Raw genomic sequence first — 15778 nt, 5'->3', positions numbered from 1 at the left:
ATATAAGTGAGGAAGTTGTGCGAAAAAGTGAAGAAGCACGCCATATAAGTGAGGAATTCCCATAAATAAGTGATGAAGCCACTAGATTAGTGAGGAAGCCCGCCCGAATCACACCTTCCCTGACTCACACACAAAAGCGCTTTCTTACCCACACCTCCACATTTTTGATATACTATTCATAACGTTACTACAGAAAGTTTGGGATCCCATGTTTGATGAACGGCAAAGGTTAGAGACGTTAAAGACGATCGCGGAAACGTTAAATCAGTGCCAGCATAAAGAGGATATGCTTCAACAAGTGTTGAAGCAGCTCATTCAAATTACGCATTTTGAAAGCGGTTGGATTTTTCTTGAGGAAGAAGATATCCATCTTGTGGCTGATGCATCCCTCCCGACAGCTTTATCTCATGATGACAAGCAGCCGATGTGTGGGGAGGATTGCTATTGTATCAATAGCTATAAACAAGGCTCCTTAACGGAAGCGACGAATATTATGAGCTGTAAGCGAATTAAAAAAGAGATTGAAGCGGGAAGAGAAGACACAAATGGTATTACGCACCATGCCACTGTCCCACTCAAAACGCCTACGGAAACATTCGGGCTTTTAAATGTTGCAGCACCCAATCGTTCGACATATGTAAAAGAAGAACTCGATCTGATTGAAGCAGTCGCACTTCAAATGGGTACTGCACTTAAACGAATTGAACAATACGAAAAAGAAGAAATGCGCGTACGTCTTTTGGAACAGTTACATACTCTTTCAAAACGTGTGCGGAATGCAAAGAATATAGAAGAGTTAAGTTATATCACGCTAGAAGAATTACGCAAATTACTACCAATTGAAGCCATCTCCATACATATTCAAGGATTCCAATTAGGGGATGACGAAGTAGAGAAGCACGTTCAACTTTATCATCATTATGAATTATCCGATCAAAAGGATATGCTCAACATTCGTTTTCGTAGACGATTAAAACCAATGGAAACAGATACATTAGACTTAGCCATTGAATACGTCGATTTATCTTTTCGAGACCTCCGACTTCAGGACCGGGAAAAAGACATGGCACGTTTTAACGAACGAGCACGCCTTGCGCAGGATCTTCACGACTCAGTGAACCAGCTTTTATTTTCAGTGGTTCTTACAGCTAAAGGTGCTAAAACGTTAACCAAAGAAGATTCTCTTACGCAGCAGCTGGATTCGATTCAAACCATGAGTTCAGATGCGCTAAAAGAAATGCGTACACTCATCCAACGACTAAAACCTCATGGGTTAGAAGAAGGCGTGCTATCTGGCCTCAAACAACACGCAGACAAAATAGGTTTGGAAAACAACGTCTCGTCAAAAGGAACACATAGAATGCCGAATGCGATAGAGGAAGCTTTATGGCGCATCGGCCAGGAAGCGCTTCATAATGCAAAAAAACACGCGCAATGTGACCGTGTTTCTATAACCCTTCATAAACAACAAGATCATGCCATATTAATCATTGAAGATAACGGCAAAGGTTTTGATCAAGAAGCGTATGAGAACTATCCATCCTTTGGGCTAAAGGGGATGTGTGAACGAGCAGAAACGCTTGGTGGCGAATGTGAAATACAAAGTGGGATCGGTAAGGGAACCACAATACGTGTCACTATCCCATTTTCGTAAGGGGGAAGAAAGATGGCGATAAAAATCCTGATAGCCGACGATCATCAGGTTGTGCGCAAAGGTCTTGTGTTCTTCTTTCAGACACAGACCGATATTGAGGTTGTAGCAGAGGCCTCAAACGGGAAAGAAGCCTTAGATATAATCAAAGTTAAAGAGATTGATGTTGCACTTCTTGATGTACAGATGCCCGAAATGGACGGTGTGGAAGCAGCGAAAGCGATTCGAGCGGAAAATGATCAGGTGAAGATCATGATGCTAACGAGCTTTTCGGATTATGATTCCGTTATTCCAGCTATCCAAGCTGGAGCAAATGGTTATCAATTAAAAGACGTGGAGCCTGATGAACTAGCTGAAGCCATTCGAAGAGTTGTAAAAGGTGAAAGTACGATTACAGCAAAAGCTGCTTCACATTTGATGACACACGTCACTGGGGATAATGAAAAAGAAGAGCGAGCGAAAATCGATTCGTTAACCAAACGAGAAAGTGATGTCCTTAAGGAGATCATGAAGGGAAAAAGCAATAAAGAAATATCGAGTAGTTTATACATCACAGAAAAGACGGTCAAAACGCACGTATCCAACATCTTGTCTAAACTTGAAGTACATGATCGTACACAGGCAGCGTTGTTTGCGGTAAAGTATTTGAAAAAAGCGTAATGATTTCAGTCTAAAGTCTGAGAAAAGTCTGATGTATATCAGGCTTTTTTTGTATTAAAAATTCCTTCCATCCATCGATGTAGCAAATCACTTGGTAGGGTACACTGTTTGTAGAGATCAAAGGAGGATTTACGTTGAATATCGTAGTAATTAATGGAACACCAAGAAAATATGGTAGAACACGTATCGCAGCAAAGCATGTTGCAGAAAAATTAGATGCAAAATTAGTGGATTTAAGTACATTAGAACTTCCTCTTTTTAATGGGGAAAAAGAACAAAAAGATCACGCTGAGGTGCAACTTCTCGAGAAAACGGCTGATGAAGCAGATGCCTTTGTGTGGTTATCACCTGAATATCATAGCGGAATGAGTGGAGCTTTAAAAAATTGCTTAGATTTTTTAGGGGGAGACCATTTTCGCCATAAGCCTACACTACTTTTTTCAGTAGCAGGTGGAGGAAAAGGTGGAATTAATTCCTTAAACCAAATGAGAACAATCGGCCGCGGCCTTTATGCTAATGTAATCCCAAATCAATTAGTTCTTGATCCATATTGTTTTATTCGTGAAGAAGATAAACTAGCCGATGAGGCGAGTGAGCAAGTGGATTTTGTGCTCAGTGAATTTAAATGGTATCTAGATCGTTATACAAAATAAAGAACAGCCTCTCCTTTTCCATTGGAGAGGCTGTTTTTATTAAAGCTCTAGTGTAAGGTGGGTTGTTCTTCATCCATCATGGTATAAGATGGGGTATTGAGCATAGCATGGTCAATGTAATGCATCAGGTTATGATGCATGGTCATGACTTGCTGATCATTTGAGGAGTAGTGATACGCGTGCAAAAATGTTTCGATTTTTTTGGATAAGAAGTCGTCCTGTGTTCGTACCATTAAGATCAGCAAATCGTCCCATTGTCCCCACAGTGTAAAATAGAGCGCTTTATCATAATCGGCAATATAGACTGACATGTGTTATTGACCCCTTTCACGAAGGGTTATTTCTATTGTTGCCGGTTTACGGATTAAGCACCCTATGACGTTTATGGTGGTCTTGTTAAAACTTGCTCGACTTGATTTGTGTATAGTTCTTCCCTGACGAGCGAAATCTAATGATGACAACCTTACAAAGGAGAGAGTCATCCATGACAAGCCGAAATGGTGCAAAAGGAAGCCAAAACCAAAGCTCGCCAAAACGAACAGGGAAACTAAAAGGCGGTAAGATGAACGAAGAATTTGGAAAAGAAATTGCTTCTGGTGATCAAAATAAAGGTAAAGAGTATCGTTCCAAAAAAGGTGCGAAATCTCAACTGAAGCATCCGAATAATCACTAAGAGTAAACCAAAGCTGCGCTAAATAGTGCAGCTTTTTTCGTGTTTTCTTGAAGCAAACTTCGGGAATCTTTACTGTAAATGTAATTTTATGAAAGGTTGATCGTTTATCAAACGAAATGCATTTACCATCATGTTAATTATTTTAATGGTAATCGGACTTATTGTTTTTTATAATGAGCTGAATGGCGGCAAAGAACAACCTGAAATATCTGGTGTTAGTTTATTTACTCCTATATCCGAAAATAGGCAGTAATCCAAACGCCTCCTTGAAGAATAAAGAGTTGATGATCTTCTCATAATAAGAACACACCACAATATTTCTTCAAGGAGGAAACACATCATGAAGGTGAAAGTATTAGGAATGACGTTACTGTCTGCAACAGTTTTATTTGGTTGCCAGGCAGGAGACGATCAAGAAGCAAGAATGGGTAAGAAAGGGAATGACTATGAAGATAGTGCGTACAACACGCAATATTCCCCTAATGAAGATGGATTTAATAATGTCGATTATGACAATGGTCCTTTTAATGGAAACCGTGATGGTCAGGACTATGACAACATGAACAATGATAACAATAATCGATATGATGTTGCTCGTAAAGCAGCGAAGAACATCTCAAGTCAGGTAAGTGAAGTTGATCGCTCTTACGTTCTTACAACAGAAAACAATGCTTATGTAGCTGTTGTAAAAGAAGGCGACAATAAACGTGAAATCAACGATAATTTAAAAAGTAAAATCGCTGATATTGTGAAGAACACAGACCCTGATATCGATAATGTATATGTGTCAGCAAACCCAGATTTCTTCAAGATGACTGGTGACTATGTAGACGATGTAAGAAATGGTGACCCCGTTCGTGGGTTTTTTCAAGAGTTTGGTCAGATGACCGACCGTCTATTCCCAGAAGCTGAATAATATAGGTGAGCGCTCGTTCCGACGAGTGCTCATTTTTTGTATAAAGGCAAGAACGCTCATATTTTGGTAAAAAGTGATCAAAAATATAGGTGATCGCTCATATTCTTACCAGATCAATCATAAATCCAAGTCACCGCTCACATCGATTGTTACCCGCCCATAAAAATTTGTAGTCGCTCATATTTACAACATTTAACTCATAAAAAAAACGAGCGCCCCCTTAGCCCTCGCTTTCTTTCGTATTTGTAGGATAAGATACAATTTCAAGTTCATTATCCCCATCCAAAATGTAGGCAAAAAAGATGTTCGATGTATTATGAAAACCTTGTGAAGCCAGCTGTTGGTTCAACCAATCCTCATCTCGATTAATTAGCTTTAAATTACGCTTCTGGACCTTACCTTCTACAATCATGGTTAACGGAATCCCTTCATATTCAGGCTCCATACCTAAATGGCTAGGTGTAAGTGGAGCATATTCACGCTTGGGGACGATACTAACATCCCCGTTCGGTTCCAAAAAGGCATACTCAATATCTTTGACCCGAGGGTATCCTGATGTCCGTAACACGGATAACAATTCGGTAAGAGAAAAGTGACTGCGCTTTAAGTTCGCAGGAAGGATCTCTCCATGCCGAACAAGCACAGTCGGTTGTCCAATGATCCAGTGTTTAACTCCATCGACCAAACTTAATCTAGACATTAAATAGTGGGTTAATCCAATCGCAACGATGCCGATAAACGATTGGACGTATGTATCAATTTGAATCGGCTGAAATGCTACATAGGCCAAAAAGAAAAGGGCCGCAAAATCATGTGGCGTCAGTTGTGCCAAAGCAGACTTTCCAAGCATCCGCACCACAAATATATAAATAACAAAAATAATAACTAAAGGAGGCAAAAAACTGAACATAGGACACCCGCCTTATTACCGGATTCCTCCTCTAGTGTTTGTGGATCATGGGGGATTATGTACAAAAGTCGAGAAAGTGACAATCTGGTGAACTGAACACCCATTTAGGAAAAAATTGCTATACTAAAAGAAAGGGAAGGGGATGGTATTTTGAAGGTTCAATGCATGACATGTAAAAAACATAGTGAAATCGATTCAAAACATCCGCAATATCAAAAGCTAAAACGTGGAGAATCAAAGATCTTTGTCTGTTCTTCCTGTAATAAAAATATCCAAGGTCAAGCCAGCGCAGACACAAACATCAATGTGAATGACTTGGATCAACATGATGCCATTCTTCGTAGAAAATAGAACGAATCTGAAAACACGCTCTGAAAAAATGAGCGTGTTTTTCTTTTTTGGATAAAAGCCTAACATTGTCAGAACCTATAACTAAAAAGGATGGTTCACAATGAAAATATTCTTAAGTATCATCATCACATTATCTATAATCTCTATGCCGCAAGAAAATATCTTTTCTAAAGAACAACGTCAATATGAAGAGACACCATCTTACGCCAAGTGGGGACGTCTTGCCATGAGCAAAACGAAAGAAAAATATCCTGACGCTGATATCATCGATTATCTTCATAGAGGAAAAGAAGTGAAAGAAACCTACTCAGTTGAGAAGTTCAAATTGTGGTTACGAAAGGAAAATCATGAATTTGGGGTGTTTATTGATCTGAAGTTTGAAACAGAGACGGAAAAGCTAATTGATATTACATTTACGGAGACATCTCAATAATTTTTACTTTCTCAGAATACGATTAGAACAAATCAAAAGTTCATTCCCGACCATCTCCCTCATACACTACTTATAAGACACGTATGAAGGGGAGATGAGCGTGAACCAAACAGAACATAAAGAGTTGCAACGTTCAATTGAGGAAATTACCGAAATCGCTGAAGGGTTTGGCCTTGATTTTTATTCGATGCGTTACGAAATCTGTCCCGCTGACATTATATACACGTTCGGAGCTTATGGGATGCCAACACGATTCTCACATTGGAGCTTCGGAAAGCAATATCATAAAATGAAGCTTCATTATGATCTTGGTCTCAGTAAAATATACGAGCTCGTCGTGAACTCTGACCCATGCTATGCATTTCTATTAAACAACAATAGTCTGATTCAAAACAAACTGATCGTCGCACACGTACTCGCACACTGCGATTTCTTTAAAAATAACGTACGCTTTCAAAATACCAACCGCGATATGGTTGAGAAAATGTCGGCAACGGCAGAGCGTATCGCCTACTACGAAAAAATTCATGGACGTAAAACGGTAGAGGAGTTCATTGATGCTGTTCTTGCCATTCAAGAACATATCGATCCTTCCTTATTAAGACCAAAACTAGCTTGGACCTGGGATGAGGTTGAAGAAGAGGAAGAACTCGAAGGCCCACGTCCGACACCATACGATGATATTTGGAAAATTGATGAGGAAAAGAAACAACCTCAAAAGAAAAAGAAGAAAAAGAAATTCCCACCGCAACCTGAAAAAGATCTACTCTTATTCATTGAAGAGTACAGCCGTGAGTTAGAGGATTGGCAGCGCGATGTCCTCACCATGATGAGAGAAGAGATGCTTTATTTCTGGCCACAGTTGGAGACGAAGATCATGAACGAAGGCTGGGCTTCCTATTGGCATGCAAGAATCCTACGCGAGATGAACTTAACAAGTGACGAGTCCATTGAATTTGCAAAGCTCAACGCTGGGGTCGTTCAACCTTCTAGAACGCAAATCAACCCTTACTATTTAGGCTTGAAGATCTTTGAAGATATCGAGGAGCGTTACAATAACCCAACAGAGGAAATGAAAGAGCTAGGGGTTAAGCCTGGATCAGGACGAGAGAAAATGTTTGAAGTACGTGAAATCGAATCAGACATCTCATTCATCCGAAACTATTTAACAAAGGATTTATGCCATAAAGAAGATCTTTACCTATTCCAAAAGCAAGGTCGCGACTACAAAATTACTGATAAAGATTATGAAGAAGTTCGGAATCAACTCGTTACAATGCGAGTAAATGGAGGGTTCCCATATCTTACTGTCCAGGATGGCGATTACTTAAAAAATGGTGAGCTTTATCTCAAGCATCATTTTGAAGGTGTTGAGCTTGATCTGGATTATCTGGAGAAGGTTATGCCATACATTTACCAACTTTGGGGGCGTCCTGTTCATATGGATACGATGGTGGAGGATCGTCATGTGTTGTTTTCATATGAAGGGAAGAAGGTTAATCGGAAGTTTATTAAGGATTAGAAAAAAGCAGGCGAGTAGCCTGCTTTTTTTTATGGAAAGGATGTTTTTAATGAATGAGGGAAACATTAAACTCAACTGTATGATGAGGTGAAATATATGAAAAGTGTTGTGTGTTTATTAATTAGCCTAATTTTAGCGAGCTGTGTAGAACCTACCTATGCGAATACAAAAGATGAGCCACCTACGTTTGATGAATTGTACCCAGAGTATGGCTATACAAGCGTTGATGAAGCGATAAAAGAGTTTGAAGAGCATTTCAAACAAGATTTCAAACTACCTCTAAGGATGCCACCATTAAGCTTCACTCATTATTTTGGAAAATTCAAAGATTTAAAAGGCGATATAAATGATTCTTTAGAATTGATTTTTATAAGTGAAGAAATTCCTCAAAATCATTACAAAATAGATGTACGACCAGTCGAGCATAAAGTATCAAGTAAAAATCGCTACACCCATAAAGTGTTTAAGCTCAAGGATGGAAGTGAAGCCACCTATCTTGAATTAAGGTACTTCTCTGTTTTGTTGTTTGATAAAAATAAATGGCAATACATGCTAAGCATAGATAACAGAGCTTCTGATAATGTTACTCCTGAGACATTAATTAAAATTGCTAATTCATTAGACAAAGTTAACTCGAAGTATGAATAGTGGTAACAAGAAATCAGTTGCAAATAAGGAAGCTATGTGATATTTTATATTTAAAGCGCATACAAACGGATTGTTACTGTTTAATCAGGCAAAACCGATTCCTTTTTACATGGGGGGAGGTTTTGTCTTTTTTTTGTTATCGGAGGTGAAAAAAGTGAAGATCGAAAAGATATTAAACAATAATGTGATCGTCTCAATTAAAGACGAGCAAGAAGTTATCGTCATGGGGCGTGGGATTGCTTTCAATAAACGTCCTGGTGATGATATAAGTGAGGAAAAGGTCGAGAAGATTTTCACTTTAGAAGATGAGGATATGACAAAAAAATTTAAAACTTTAATTTCAGATATTCCAATTGAATATATGGAACTCTCCGAGAATATTATTCAATATGCTAAAATTCAACTCGGGAAGAAACTAAATGATAGTATTTATATATCTTTAACTGATCATATCTATTTCGCGATAGAGCGTTACAACAGCAATTTACCAATAAAAAATGGATTACTTTGGGAAACCAAGCATATTTATAAAGAGGAATTTGATATAGGACTAGAAGCACTGAACATGATATGTGATCAATTCAATGTTATTCTACCTGAAGATGAGGCAGCTTTTATAGCACTCCATATTGTAAATGCTCAACTTAATGAAGACATGACGAATATTATGGATATGACGAAGATTGTGCAAGATATTTTGACAATTGTTAAGTATCATTTAAAAGTAGACTTTGATGAAAATTCCTTAAATTATTACCGTTTCATAACTCATTTAAAGTTTTTCGCCCATAGGTTAGTAAAGGGGACTCATTATAATAAAAACAACGAGGATGACCTCATAAACGTTTTAAAGAATAAGTACCCTGACGCTTATAAATGTACCGAAAAAATAAAAAAGTTTGTAGAAAAACAATATAGATATGAGTTAACAGAGGAAGAAATGCTCTATTTATTGATTCATATTCAAAGAGTAGTAAAAAAATAAAATAAAAATTTTTAGGATTGTTACTTCCGAGGCAAAACCTAAATCATTCTAACGAGAGGGCGTATTACGTCTTCCGAGTGGAATGATTTAGGTTTTATTTTTTGGAAAATTTGTGGAGGTGTTCAAGATGAGTTATAAAAAACTCGCACAAGACATCATTAAATTAGTTGGTGGAAAAGAGAACGTCAACAGCGTTACACATTGTATTACAAGGCTGCGCTTTAAATTGAAGGACGAAGGAAAGGCAGATACAGAAGCCTTAAAAAGCCATGATCAAGTTGTATCTGTTAGACAAAGCGGCGGCCAATATCAAGTTGTTATTGGAAATCATGTTGCTGATGTTTATAAAGCGGTCGCGGAAGTTGGAGGATTTGACTCTGAACAAAGTCAAGACAACGAAGAACAAGAAAAAGGCAGTTTGTTAAATCGATTCGTCGAACTGATTTCAGGGATCTTCATGCCAATTCTTGGTGTGTTAGCAGCTTCTGGTATGATTAAAGGGTTTAATGCTTTATTTGTTGCACTTGGATGGCTTGATAATACAGGAGGGACTTATCAAGTTTTAAATGCCACAGGTGACGCACTTTTTTATTTCTTACCTATTCTTTTAGGATATTCAGCCATGAAAAAGTTCGGAGGAACTCCATTCATTGGTATGGTAATCGGAATGGCGCTCGTTTATCCTGCAATTGGAGATCTCTCTTCATCAGGAGATCCATTGTACACATTATTCAAAGGCACCGTATTTGAATCACCTGTTTATATCGAATTTTTCGGCATACCAGTCATCTTAATGAAATATTCTATGTCAGTTGTACCAGTTATTATTTCAACAATTTTCGCAGCAAAACTAGAAAGATTTCTTACAAGGGTCATACCATCAGTCGTTAGAATGTTCTTAGTTCCAATGTTAACATTGCTTATTATTATTCCGTTAACATTTATTGCGATTGGTCCCGTTGCAACTTGGGCAAGTCAATTATTAGGACAAGCAACGATTTGGGCATATGATTTAAGCCCTGTACTAGCAGGATTATTTGTTGGTGGATTGTGGTTAGTATTTGTTATGTTTGGTCTTCATTGGGGGCTTGTTCCGATCGCAATCAATAACATTTCAACACAAGGTTTTGACCCAATATTAGCTATGATCTTCGCACACTCGTTTGCAATAGCAACAGCTGTTTTAGCTGTTTGGATAAAAACAAAAAACCAAAATACGAAAGCACTAAGTGCCCCAGCGTTTATATCAGCTATATTCGGTGTAACGGAACCTGCGATGTACGGTATTGCTCTACCCCTCAAAAAACCTTTCATCTTTACAATTATTTCATCAGCAATCGGTGGTGGAATTCTAGGATTCTTCGGTACTAAACTTTGGGTGATGGGCGGATTAGGGGTATTCATGATGCCTAGCTTTATTCACCCTGAAGAAGGTTTAAATTATGCATTCATGGGTTCAATAGTAGCGACAGTAGTTAGTTCTGTTTTATCATTCGTATTAACTTATTTCTTTGCTGACATTAATAAAGAAGAAAATACCGAGGAAACACAAGAGAATACTAAGGATACACAAGATAAAACCAAAACAACCCCTTCTTTAAATGAAGGCGAAAAATTAGAAATCGCAAGTCCATTAAAAGGGCAAGTTGTTCCATTGAATGAAGTTTCTGATGAAGTTTTTTCTTCTGAAACAATGGGTAAAGGCGTAGCTGTATTACCAACAGAAGGAAAAGTAGTTTCACCTGTTAAAGGGGTAATTACATCATTATTTAGAACAAAACATGCGATAGGTATTACTTCTGATGAAGGTGCGGAAATACTAATTCATGTAGGGTTAGACACTGTTCAATTGGATGGAAAACACTTTGTTTCTCATGTAGAACAAGGGGATATTGTTGAGACTGGTCAACTACTTTTAGATGTTGATATTGAAGGTGTTAAGAAGGATGGTTTTGATACAGTAACACCTATTATTATAACGAACACAAACTCATTTGTTGAAGTTTCTAATACAGATAAAAGCACGGTAACAAGTGCAGATGTTTTATTAGAGCTTAAGTAATAAAAATAAAAATTAAAGTGTGGTTTCTTGCTGAAACCACACTATTCAATCACAAATAGGAGGTTAATTATATGACATTTCCAAAGAATTTTTTATGGGGTGGAGCAACAGCTGCCAATCAATTAGAAGGTGCATATCTTGAGGGTGGAAAAGGTCTCAATCTAGCAGATGTTTTACCTGGTGGAAAAGTACGTCTTAATTTGTTATCACAGGCCGGTTTTGATTTTGAAATGGATACAGAAAAGTATCATTACCCGAACCACGAGGGAATTGACTTTTATCATCGTTACAAAGAAGATATTGCATTGTTTGCTGAGATGGGTTTCAAAGTATTTCGTATGAGTATTGCTTGGAGCCGTATTTTCCCTAATGGTGATGAGTTGGAACCAAATGAAGAAGGATTAGCATTCTATGACCGTGTATTTGATGAACTCCATAAACATGGTATTGAACCATTAGTGACCATCGCTCACTACGAAACACCATTACACTTAATAAAAGAATATGGCGGTTGGAAGAATCGTAAACTGGTAGAATTTTTCGAGCGGTATGTAAGAGTCATTTTCAACCGATATAAAGATAAAGTGAAGTATTGGCTAACGTTCAATGAAATTAATGGTGCAACTCACATGCCATTATTTGGTCTTGGATTTTCCCCAACAAGTGAAGAAACTCGTCTTCAAGAAAGCTTCCAAGGTCTTCATCATCAGTTTGTAGCAAGTGCTAAAGCTGTTCAATTAGGACATGAAATCATTCCAGGTTCGCAAATTGGATGTATGCTAATTTATGCGCCTGTGTATGCTTTTGACAGCAATCCTGAAAATGTTTTGTATGCGCAGCAAGAAGCACGCATTTTCAATAACTTCTGTGGTGATGTTCATGTTCGTGGTGAATACCCATCGTTTATCAACCGTTACTTTAAAGAGAATGGAATCGAACTTAATATTCAAGACGGAGACTTGGAGTTGATTAAAGAAGGTACGGTAGATTTCATTTCACTAAGTTACTATATGTCCAGGACAGAGAAGAAAAACAAAACACCTGAAGAAATAGGTGAAGGGAACTTGATCGGTGGCGTTAAGAACCCATACTTAAAAGCTAGTGATTGGGGTTGGGAGATTGATCCTGTAGGTCTGCGTATAGCTTTAAATGAGTTATATGGGCGTTATCAAAAACCTTTAATGGTGGTTGAAAATGGATTAGGCGCTTACGATAAGGTTGAAGAAGATGGAAGTATTAATGATGATTACCGGATTGAGTACCTACGAGATCACATTAAAGCGATGAGTGAGGCAATAGAAGATGGTGTAGATTTGATCGGTTATACTTCATGGGGATGCATTGACTTAGTTAGTGCCTCTTCAGGACAGTATGCTAAGCGCTACGGATACATTTATGTAGATAAACATGATGACGGAAGTGGCACATTAGAAAGAAGAAGGAAGAAGTCATTCTATTGGTACAAAGATGTTATTGCAAGTAATGGAGAGAAGTTATAGAATTCGTATCTGATAAGGCTATGTAAGCTATTCTACACTAAATTTTAAACATAAATTATAAAAATGAGCGATATAAAAACCTCTTACCAACTTTTCGAAGTATATGGTAAGAGGTTTTTTAGGCTGTTAGAAGATGCTTAAGCTAATATGATATTGGCTTGAAATCCTAAAAAAGCATTTAATTTACCATTCAACTATTAGGTGCTTTAGTTTTAGTTATATTAACGATATTTTTTATTATGTTATATGGACGATGATGACCTTCATGATGTAGATCCCCCCTCAACAAGCATTATATTGATAAAAATGGGGGTTTTTGCTATCTTTAAACAATATTCCACCCAATCTTTTAAATAACCCAAAGAGAGATGGGGATATTTATTGAGGTGTGTTCAGCTTTTGGTACTACAGGGCTTTCTATGGGTATAACATCTGACTTAAGTACCGTAGGAAAAGTCATTATTATTATTATTCTTATGTTTATTGGAAGAATAGGCATCTTCTCATTCCTATTCTTGATGAGAGGGAATTCGAAGAAAGATTCTTACCATCAACCGAAAGAGAAAATGATTATTGGATAACTGAGAAGGTTAATAAATGAAGCAAATGATTTTACTTTGTAATGAGGTGTAGAGCATGAATGAACAAAGCAATAATGAATATAAGAGTATCCGCGAACATTTAGCCAATGAAAGAACGTATTTAGCTTGGATACGAACGGCTATTGCTATTATAGGTATTGGGTTTTTAGCTACGACTTTGCATTTTAACATTAATAAGACAATTAACCCCCTTGGAGATCTCTTTGCAATTATCGTTAGTCTATCCTCCCTTGTAATAGGGGTATTAACCATTATAGGTTCAACCATTAATTACTACCGGACTAGAAGGAATATTAATAAAGAAGAATTTCGTTCCTCTCATGGGATTATTATTTATATGACTTTTACAGCAATTGTGATCTTTTTTCTTATTATTGCTTATTTTTTCCTTGTTTAAAGTGAGTGGTCCCTCTCAATCTGAGGGTGAGTATGTTCACCAGAGCTTTACTATAAATCTGACAAAACAGTGAACAAGAACAAATGACGTTTGTGCAATAGATTTAGTGGAATGAGTGAAAATGGGAATTTCTATTCAACTTATCAAAGGAGGAAGAAAATTGGATCAAAATGAAAATCAAGAAACCAAAACAACCATGCCTCGTATTGGCGACCCAGCCCCGCAATTTAGTGCAGCAACAAGCCAAGGGAATATTAATCTAGAGGATTACAAAGGCAAGTGGCTTGTTTTATTCTCTCATCCATCTGACTTTACTCCAGTTTGCACAACAGAATTTGTAGGTTTACAAGAGATTTACCCTGAATTAAAAGAACTAAATACCGAACTACTAGGGCTTAGCGTGGATAGTGTGCCTTCTCATATTGCCTGGATTCGTAGTATTGAAGAGAATTTCGATACAAAGATTGAATTTCCTGTGATTGCGGATTTAGACAAACAAGTGGCCATGAAATATGGCATGATTATGCCAGGTGAGAGCCAAGTTGAAACAAGCCGTGCGGTATTCGTGATTGATGATAAACAAATTATCCGTTCCATTATCTATTATCCACTAACGACAGGACGAAACATGCAAGAAATCCTTCGTCTTGTCAAAGCTCTACAAACTACTGATAAGCATGGAGTAGCTACGCCAGCTAATTGGACAGAAGGTGAAAAAGCCGTTGTTCCACCTCCGAAGTCTCAGGAAGAAGCAGCGAAACGTGCACAAGAAGAAGGCATAGAGTATATTGATTGGTATATTTCTAAAAAAGATGTGAAATAGTGATTTGAGAAACGAGGGTGTCCTGAGTAGGGCACCCTCGTTTTATTATAGAATGAGCGTACCCGCATCCTCCCTCACTATATAAATGAGTTCCTCCCACATTAAGCTCCACAGAAACTACAGCAATTTAATAAACTGTGTACATTTATTGAACGTTATACGAATAGATTGACATTATACCTATAGGGGTATAAAATTAATGGTGCAACGCTATTATTGAATTCCTTTATGAGGAGGGAACAAAGTTATGCAACTGATACTAGTGTTATTTATCATGTACACGATATATGTTTTATTCCAACGATACGTACCTGTTATTCAGGCTTCTTATATAGATCATGTTCATCAAGCAGACAACGAACATGTTGTTATTGATTTAAGGGATTATATATCTTCATCTCACTCACCTATAAAAGGGGCGTATGAAATTCCGCTTGCTTATTTAAAAAGGTACACCGATAAGATCCCTAATCAGAAAGTTATTGTGATCGCATCTGACTCAGTCGAGAAAAATATAGGGGTTAGGGTACTTAAGCGAAGAGGGTTTGAAGTTGTAGGTTTTTACTACCCAACTGAAAAGATAAAAGAGGTACCAGGAGATATCATTAAAATATAGATTTTTTGCTAAAAGGTGGTTATGGATATGAAGGAAACAACAGCAACAGAAGTTCTAGAGCGTTTAAACAATAGGGAAGAGTTGAGTATTATTGATGTTCGTGAATATGGTGAGGTTGCTTCAGGTAAAATTCCGAGTGCAAAGAATATCCCATTAGCAGAATTAGCAAAACGCAAACATGAAATTGATCAAACTCAAGAACACATTATTGTCTGTGCATCTGGAAATCGAAGTAAAGCAGCTTCAGGTTTATTAGAGAGCATGGGATTTAAAGTGAATAATATGCTGGGTGGTATGAAGCAGTGGAATGGGGATGCCAACTGATACCGAGTAGCATATTAATATAAATTTTTTTAACAAAAATAGTACCTTAGGGG

The 15778-nt window shown here is 37.5% G+C and carries 18 protein-coding genes and 1 pseudogene; 17 read left to right on the top strand and 2 right to left on the bottom strand.

Annotated elements, in window-relative coordinates; all coding sequences use genetic code 11:
• The first annotated feature begins 208 nt into the window (after nucleotides 1–208).
• The 3 genes from H514_RS24140 (at nucleotide 209) to H514_RS0121250 (ending at nucleotide 2964) form a co-directional block, all read left to right on the top strand.
• Entirely contained in the window at nucleotides 209–1654 is a 1446-nt protein-coding gene (locus tag H514_RS24140) for a GAF domain-containing sensor histidine kinase (protein ID WP_027448783.1), read from the top strand.
• Between the two features lie 12 nt (nucleotides 1655–1666).
• Nucleotides 1667–2311 carry a response regulator gene (locus H514_RS0121255; RefSeq protein WP_027448782.1) on the top strand — a complete coding sequence of 215 codons (645 nt, stop codon included), beginning with the start codon at nucleotides 1667–1669 and terminating at the stop codon, nucleotides 2309–2311.
• Nucleotides 2312–2445: 134 nt separating this feature from the next.
• On the top strand, nucleotides 2446–2964 hold the full coding sequence (locus H514_RS0121250; RefSeq protein ID WP_027448781.1) for an NADPH-dependent FMN reductase: 519 nt from the start codon (nucleotides 2446–2448) through the stop codon (nucleotides 2962–2964).
• 47 nt (nucleotides 2965–3011) lie between these two features.
• On the opposite strand, the gene H514_RS0121245 is transcribed toward H514_RS0121250, so the two are convergent.
• Nucleotides 3012–3275: a YhdB family protein gene (locus H514_RS0121245; RefSeq protein ID WP_027448780.1), complete on the bottom strand. Its 264-nt coding sequence runs from the start codon at nucleotides 3273–3275 to the stop codon at nucleotides 3012–3014.
• Nucleotides 3276–3448: 173 nt separating this feature from the next.
• Here H514_RS0121245 and H514_RS0121240 point away from each other — a divergent pair, with 173 nt between their 5' ends.
• Complete coding sequence (locus H514_RS0121240) at nucleotides 3449–3637, top strand: hypothetical protein (RefSeq protein ID WP_027448779.1); 189 nt, start codon at nucleotides 3449–3451, stop codon at nucleotides 3635–3637.
• A gap of 340 nt (nucleotides 3638–3977) precedes the next feature.
• The gene (locus H514_RS0121235) at nucleotides 3978–4553 is read left to right on the top strand and encodes a YhcN/YlaJ family sporulation lipoprotein (RefSeq protein WP_027448778.1); all 576 of its coding nucleotides are present in this window, start codon (nucleotides 3978–3980) and stop codon (nucleotides 4551–4553) included.
• A 220-nt stretch (nucleotides 4554–4773) separates the two neighbouring features.
• On the opposite strand, the gene H514_RS23690 is transcribed toward H514_RS0121235, so the two are convergent.
• On the bottom strand, nucleotides 4774–5463 hold the full coding sequence (locus H514_RS23690) for a DUF421 domain-containing protein (protein WP_051255272.1): 690 nt from the start codon (nucleotides 5461–5463) through the stop codon (nucleotides 4774–4776).
• Between the two features lie 150 nt (nucleotides 5464–5613).
• On the opposite strand from H514_RS23690, the gene H514_RS0121225 reads away from it, so the two are divergent.
• The 12 genes and pseudogenes from H514_RS0121225 (at nucleotide 5614) to H514_RS0121170 (ending at nucleotide 15725) form a co-directional block, all read left to right on the top strand.
• Nucleotides 5614–5814 carry a DUF2197 domain-containing protein gene (locus tag H514_RS0121225; protein ID WP_027448777.1) on the top strand — a complete coding sequence of 67 codons (201 nt, stop codon included), beginning with the start codon at nucleotides 5614–5616 and terminating at the stop codon, nucleotides 5812–5814.
• A gap of 145 nt (nucleotides 5815–5959) precedes the next feature.
• On the top strand, nucleotides 5960–6247 hold the full coding sequence (locus tag H514_RS0121220) for a DUF3889 domain-containing protein (protein ID WP_154657437.1): 288 nt from the start codon (nucleotides 5960–5962) through the stop codon (nucleotides 6245–6247).
• Nucleotides 6248–6347: 100 nt separating this feature from the next.
• On the top strand, nucleotides 6348–7769 hold the full coding sequence (locus tag H514_RS0121215; RefSeq protein ID WP_027448775.1) for a SpoVR family protein: 1422 nt from the start codon (nucleotides 6348–6350) through the stop codon (nucleotides 7767–7769).
• Between the two features lie 96 nt (nucleotides 7770–7865).
• On the top strand, nucleotides 7866–8417 hold the full coding sequence (locus H514_RS0121210; protein WP_027448774.1) for a hypothetical protein: 552 nt from the start codon (nucleotides 7866–7868) through the stop codon (nucleotides 8415–8417).
• Nucleotides 8418–8571: 154 nt separating this feature from the next.
• The gene (licT, locus tag H514_RS0121205; RefSeq protein WP_027448773.1) at nucleotides 8572–9402 is read left to right on the top strand and encodes a BglG family transcription antiterminator LicT; all 831 of its coding nucleotides are present in this window, start codon (nucleotides 8572–8574) and stop codon (nucleotides 9400–9402) included.
• A 127-nt stretch (nucleotides 9403–9529) separates the two neighbouring features.
• Entirely contained in the window at nucleotides 9530–11464 is a 1935-nt protein-coding gene (locus tag H514_RS0121200) for a beta-glucoside-specific PTS transporter subunit IIABC (protein ID WP_027448772.1), read from the top strand.
• A gap of 71 nt (nucleotides 11465–11535) precedes the next feature.
• Nucleotides 11536–12963, top strand: a complete 1428-nt coding sequence (locus H514_RS0121195) for a glycoside hydrolase family 1 protein (RefSeq protein WP_027448771.1) — start codon at nucleotides 11536–11538, stop codon at nucleotides 12961–12963.
• Nucleotides 12964–13337: 374 nt separating this feature from the next.
• Nucleotides 13338–13544: pseudogene (locus tag H514_RS0121190) on the top strand (potassium transporter TrkG); the annotation flags it as partial.
• Nucleotides 13545–13599: 55 nt separating this feature from the next.
• The gene (locus H514_RS0121185; protein ID WP_027448769.1) at nucleotides 13600–13962 is read left to right on the top strand and encodes a YidH family protein; all 363 of its coding nucleotides are present in this window, start codon (nucleotides 13600–13602) and stop codon (nucleotides 13960–13962) included.
• Nucleotides 13963–14122: 160 nt separating this feature from the next.
• Entirely contained in the window at nucleotides 14123–14785 is a 663-nt protein-coding gene (locus H514_RS0121180; RefSeq protein ID WP_027448768.1) for a peroxiredoxin, read from the top strand.
• Nucleotides 14786–15032: 247 nt separating this feature from the next.
• Nucleotides 15033–15401, top strand: coding sequence for a rhodanese-like domain-containing protein (locus tag H514_RS0121175; protein WP_027448767.1), 369 nt, complete (start codon nucleotides 15033–15035; stop codon nucleotides 15399–15401).
• Between the two features lie 27 nt (nucleotides 15402–15428).
• Complete coding sequence (locus H514_RS0121170) at nucleotides 15429–15725, top strand: rhodanese-like domain-containing protein (RefSeq protein ID WP_027448766.1); 297 nt, start codon at nucleotides 15429–15431, stop codon at nucleotides 15723–15725.
• The last annotated feature ends 53 nt before the right edge of the window (nucleotides 15726–15778 follow it).

The organism is Pontibacillus marinus BH030004 = DSM 16465, from assembly GCF_000425225.1.
GTDB lineage: Bacteria > Bacillota > Bacilli > Bacillales > BH030062 > Pontibacillus > Pontibacillus marinus.
Note: the sequence above shows the minus strand (reverse complement) of the source record. Positions and strands in the feature narration are given on the sequence as shown.

What these genes read in the sequence shown, in the direction of transcription:
- H514_RS24140 (WP_027448783.1), top strand. Translation starts at nt 209, where the DNA reads ATGTTTGATGAACGGCAAAGGTTAGAGACGTTAAAGACGATCGCGGAA.
- H514_RS0121255 (WP_027448782.1), top strand. Translation starts at nt 1,667, where the DNA reads ATGGCGATAAAAATCCTGATAGCCGACGATCATCAGGTTGTGCGCAAA.
- H514_RS0121245 (WP_027448780.1), bottom strand. Translation starts at nt 3,275, where the DNA reads ATGTCAGTCTATATTGCCGATTATGATAAAGCGCTCTATTTTACACTG.
- H514_RS0121240 (WP_027448779.1), top strand. Translation starts at nt 3,449, where the DNA reads ATGACAAGCCGAAATGGTGCAAAAGGAAGCCAAAACCAAAGCTCGCCA.
- H514_RS0121235 (WP_027448778.1), top strand. Translation starts at nt 3,978, where the DNA reads ATGAAGGTGAAAGTATTAGGAATGACGTTACTGTCTGCAACAGTTTTA.
- H514_RS23690 (WP_051255272.1), bottom strand. Translation starts at nt 5,463, where the DNA reads ATGTTCAGTTTTTTGCCTCCTTTAGTTATTATTTTTGTTATTTATATA.
- H514_RS0121220 (WP_154657437.1), top strand. Translation starts at nt 5,960, where the DNA reads ATGCCGCAAGAAAATATCTTTTCTAAAGAACAACGTCAATATGAAGAG.
- H514_RS0121210 (WP_027448774.1), top strand. Translation starts at nt 7,866, where the DNA reads ATGAAAAGTGTTGTGTGTTTATTAATTAGCCTAATTTTAGCGAGCTGT.
- H514_RS0121200 (WP_027448772.1), top strand. Translation starts at nt 9,530, where the DNA reads ATGAGTTATAAAAAACTCGCACAAGACATCATTAAATTAGTTGGTGGA.
- H514_RS0121195 (WP_027448771.1), top strand. Translation starts at nt 11,536, where the DNA reads ATGACATTTCCAAAGAATTTTTTATGGGGTGGAGCAACAGCTGCCAAT.
- H514_RS0121185 (WP_027448769.1), top strand. Translation starts at nt 13,600, where the DNA reads ATGAATGAACAAAGCAATAATGAATATAAGAGTATCCGCGAACATTTA.
- H514_RS0121175 (WP_027448767.1), top strand. Translation starts at nt 15,033, where the DNA reads ATGCAACTGATACTAGTGTTATTTATCATGTACACGATATATGTTTTA.
- H514_RS0121170 (WP_027448766.1), top strand. Translation starts at nt 15,429, where the DNA reads ATGAAGGAAACAACAGCAACAGAAGTTCTAGAGCGTTTAAACAATAGG.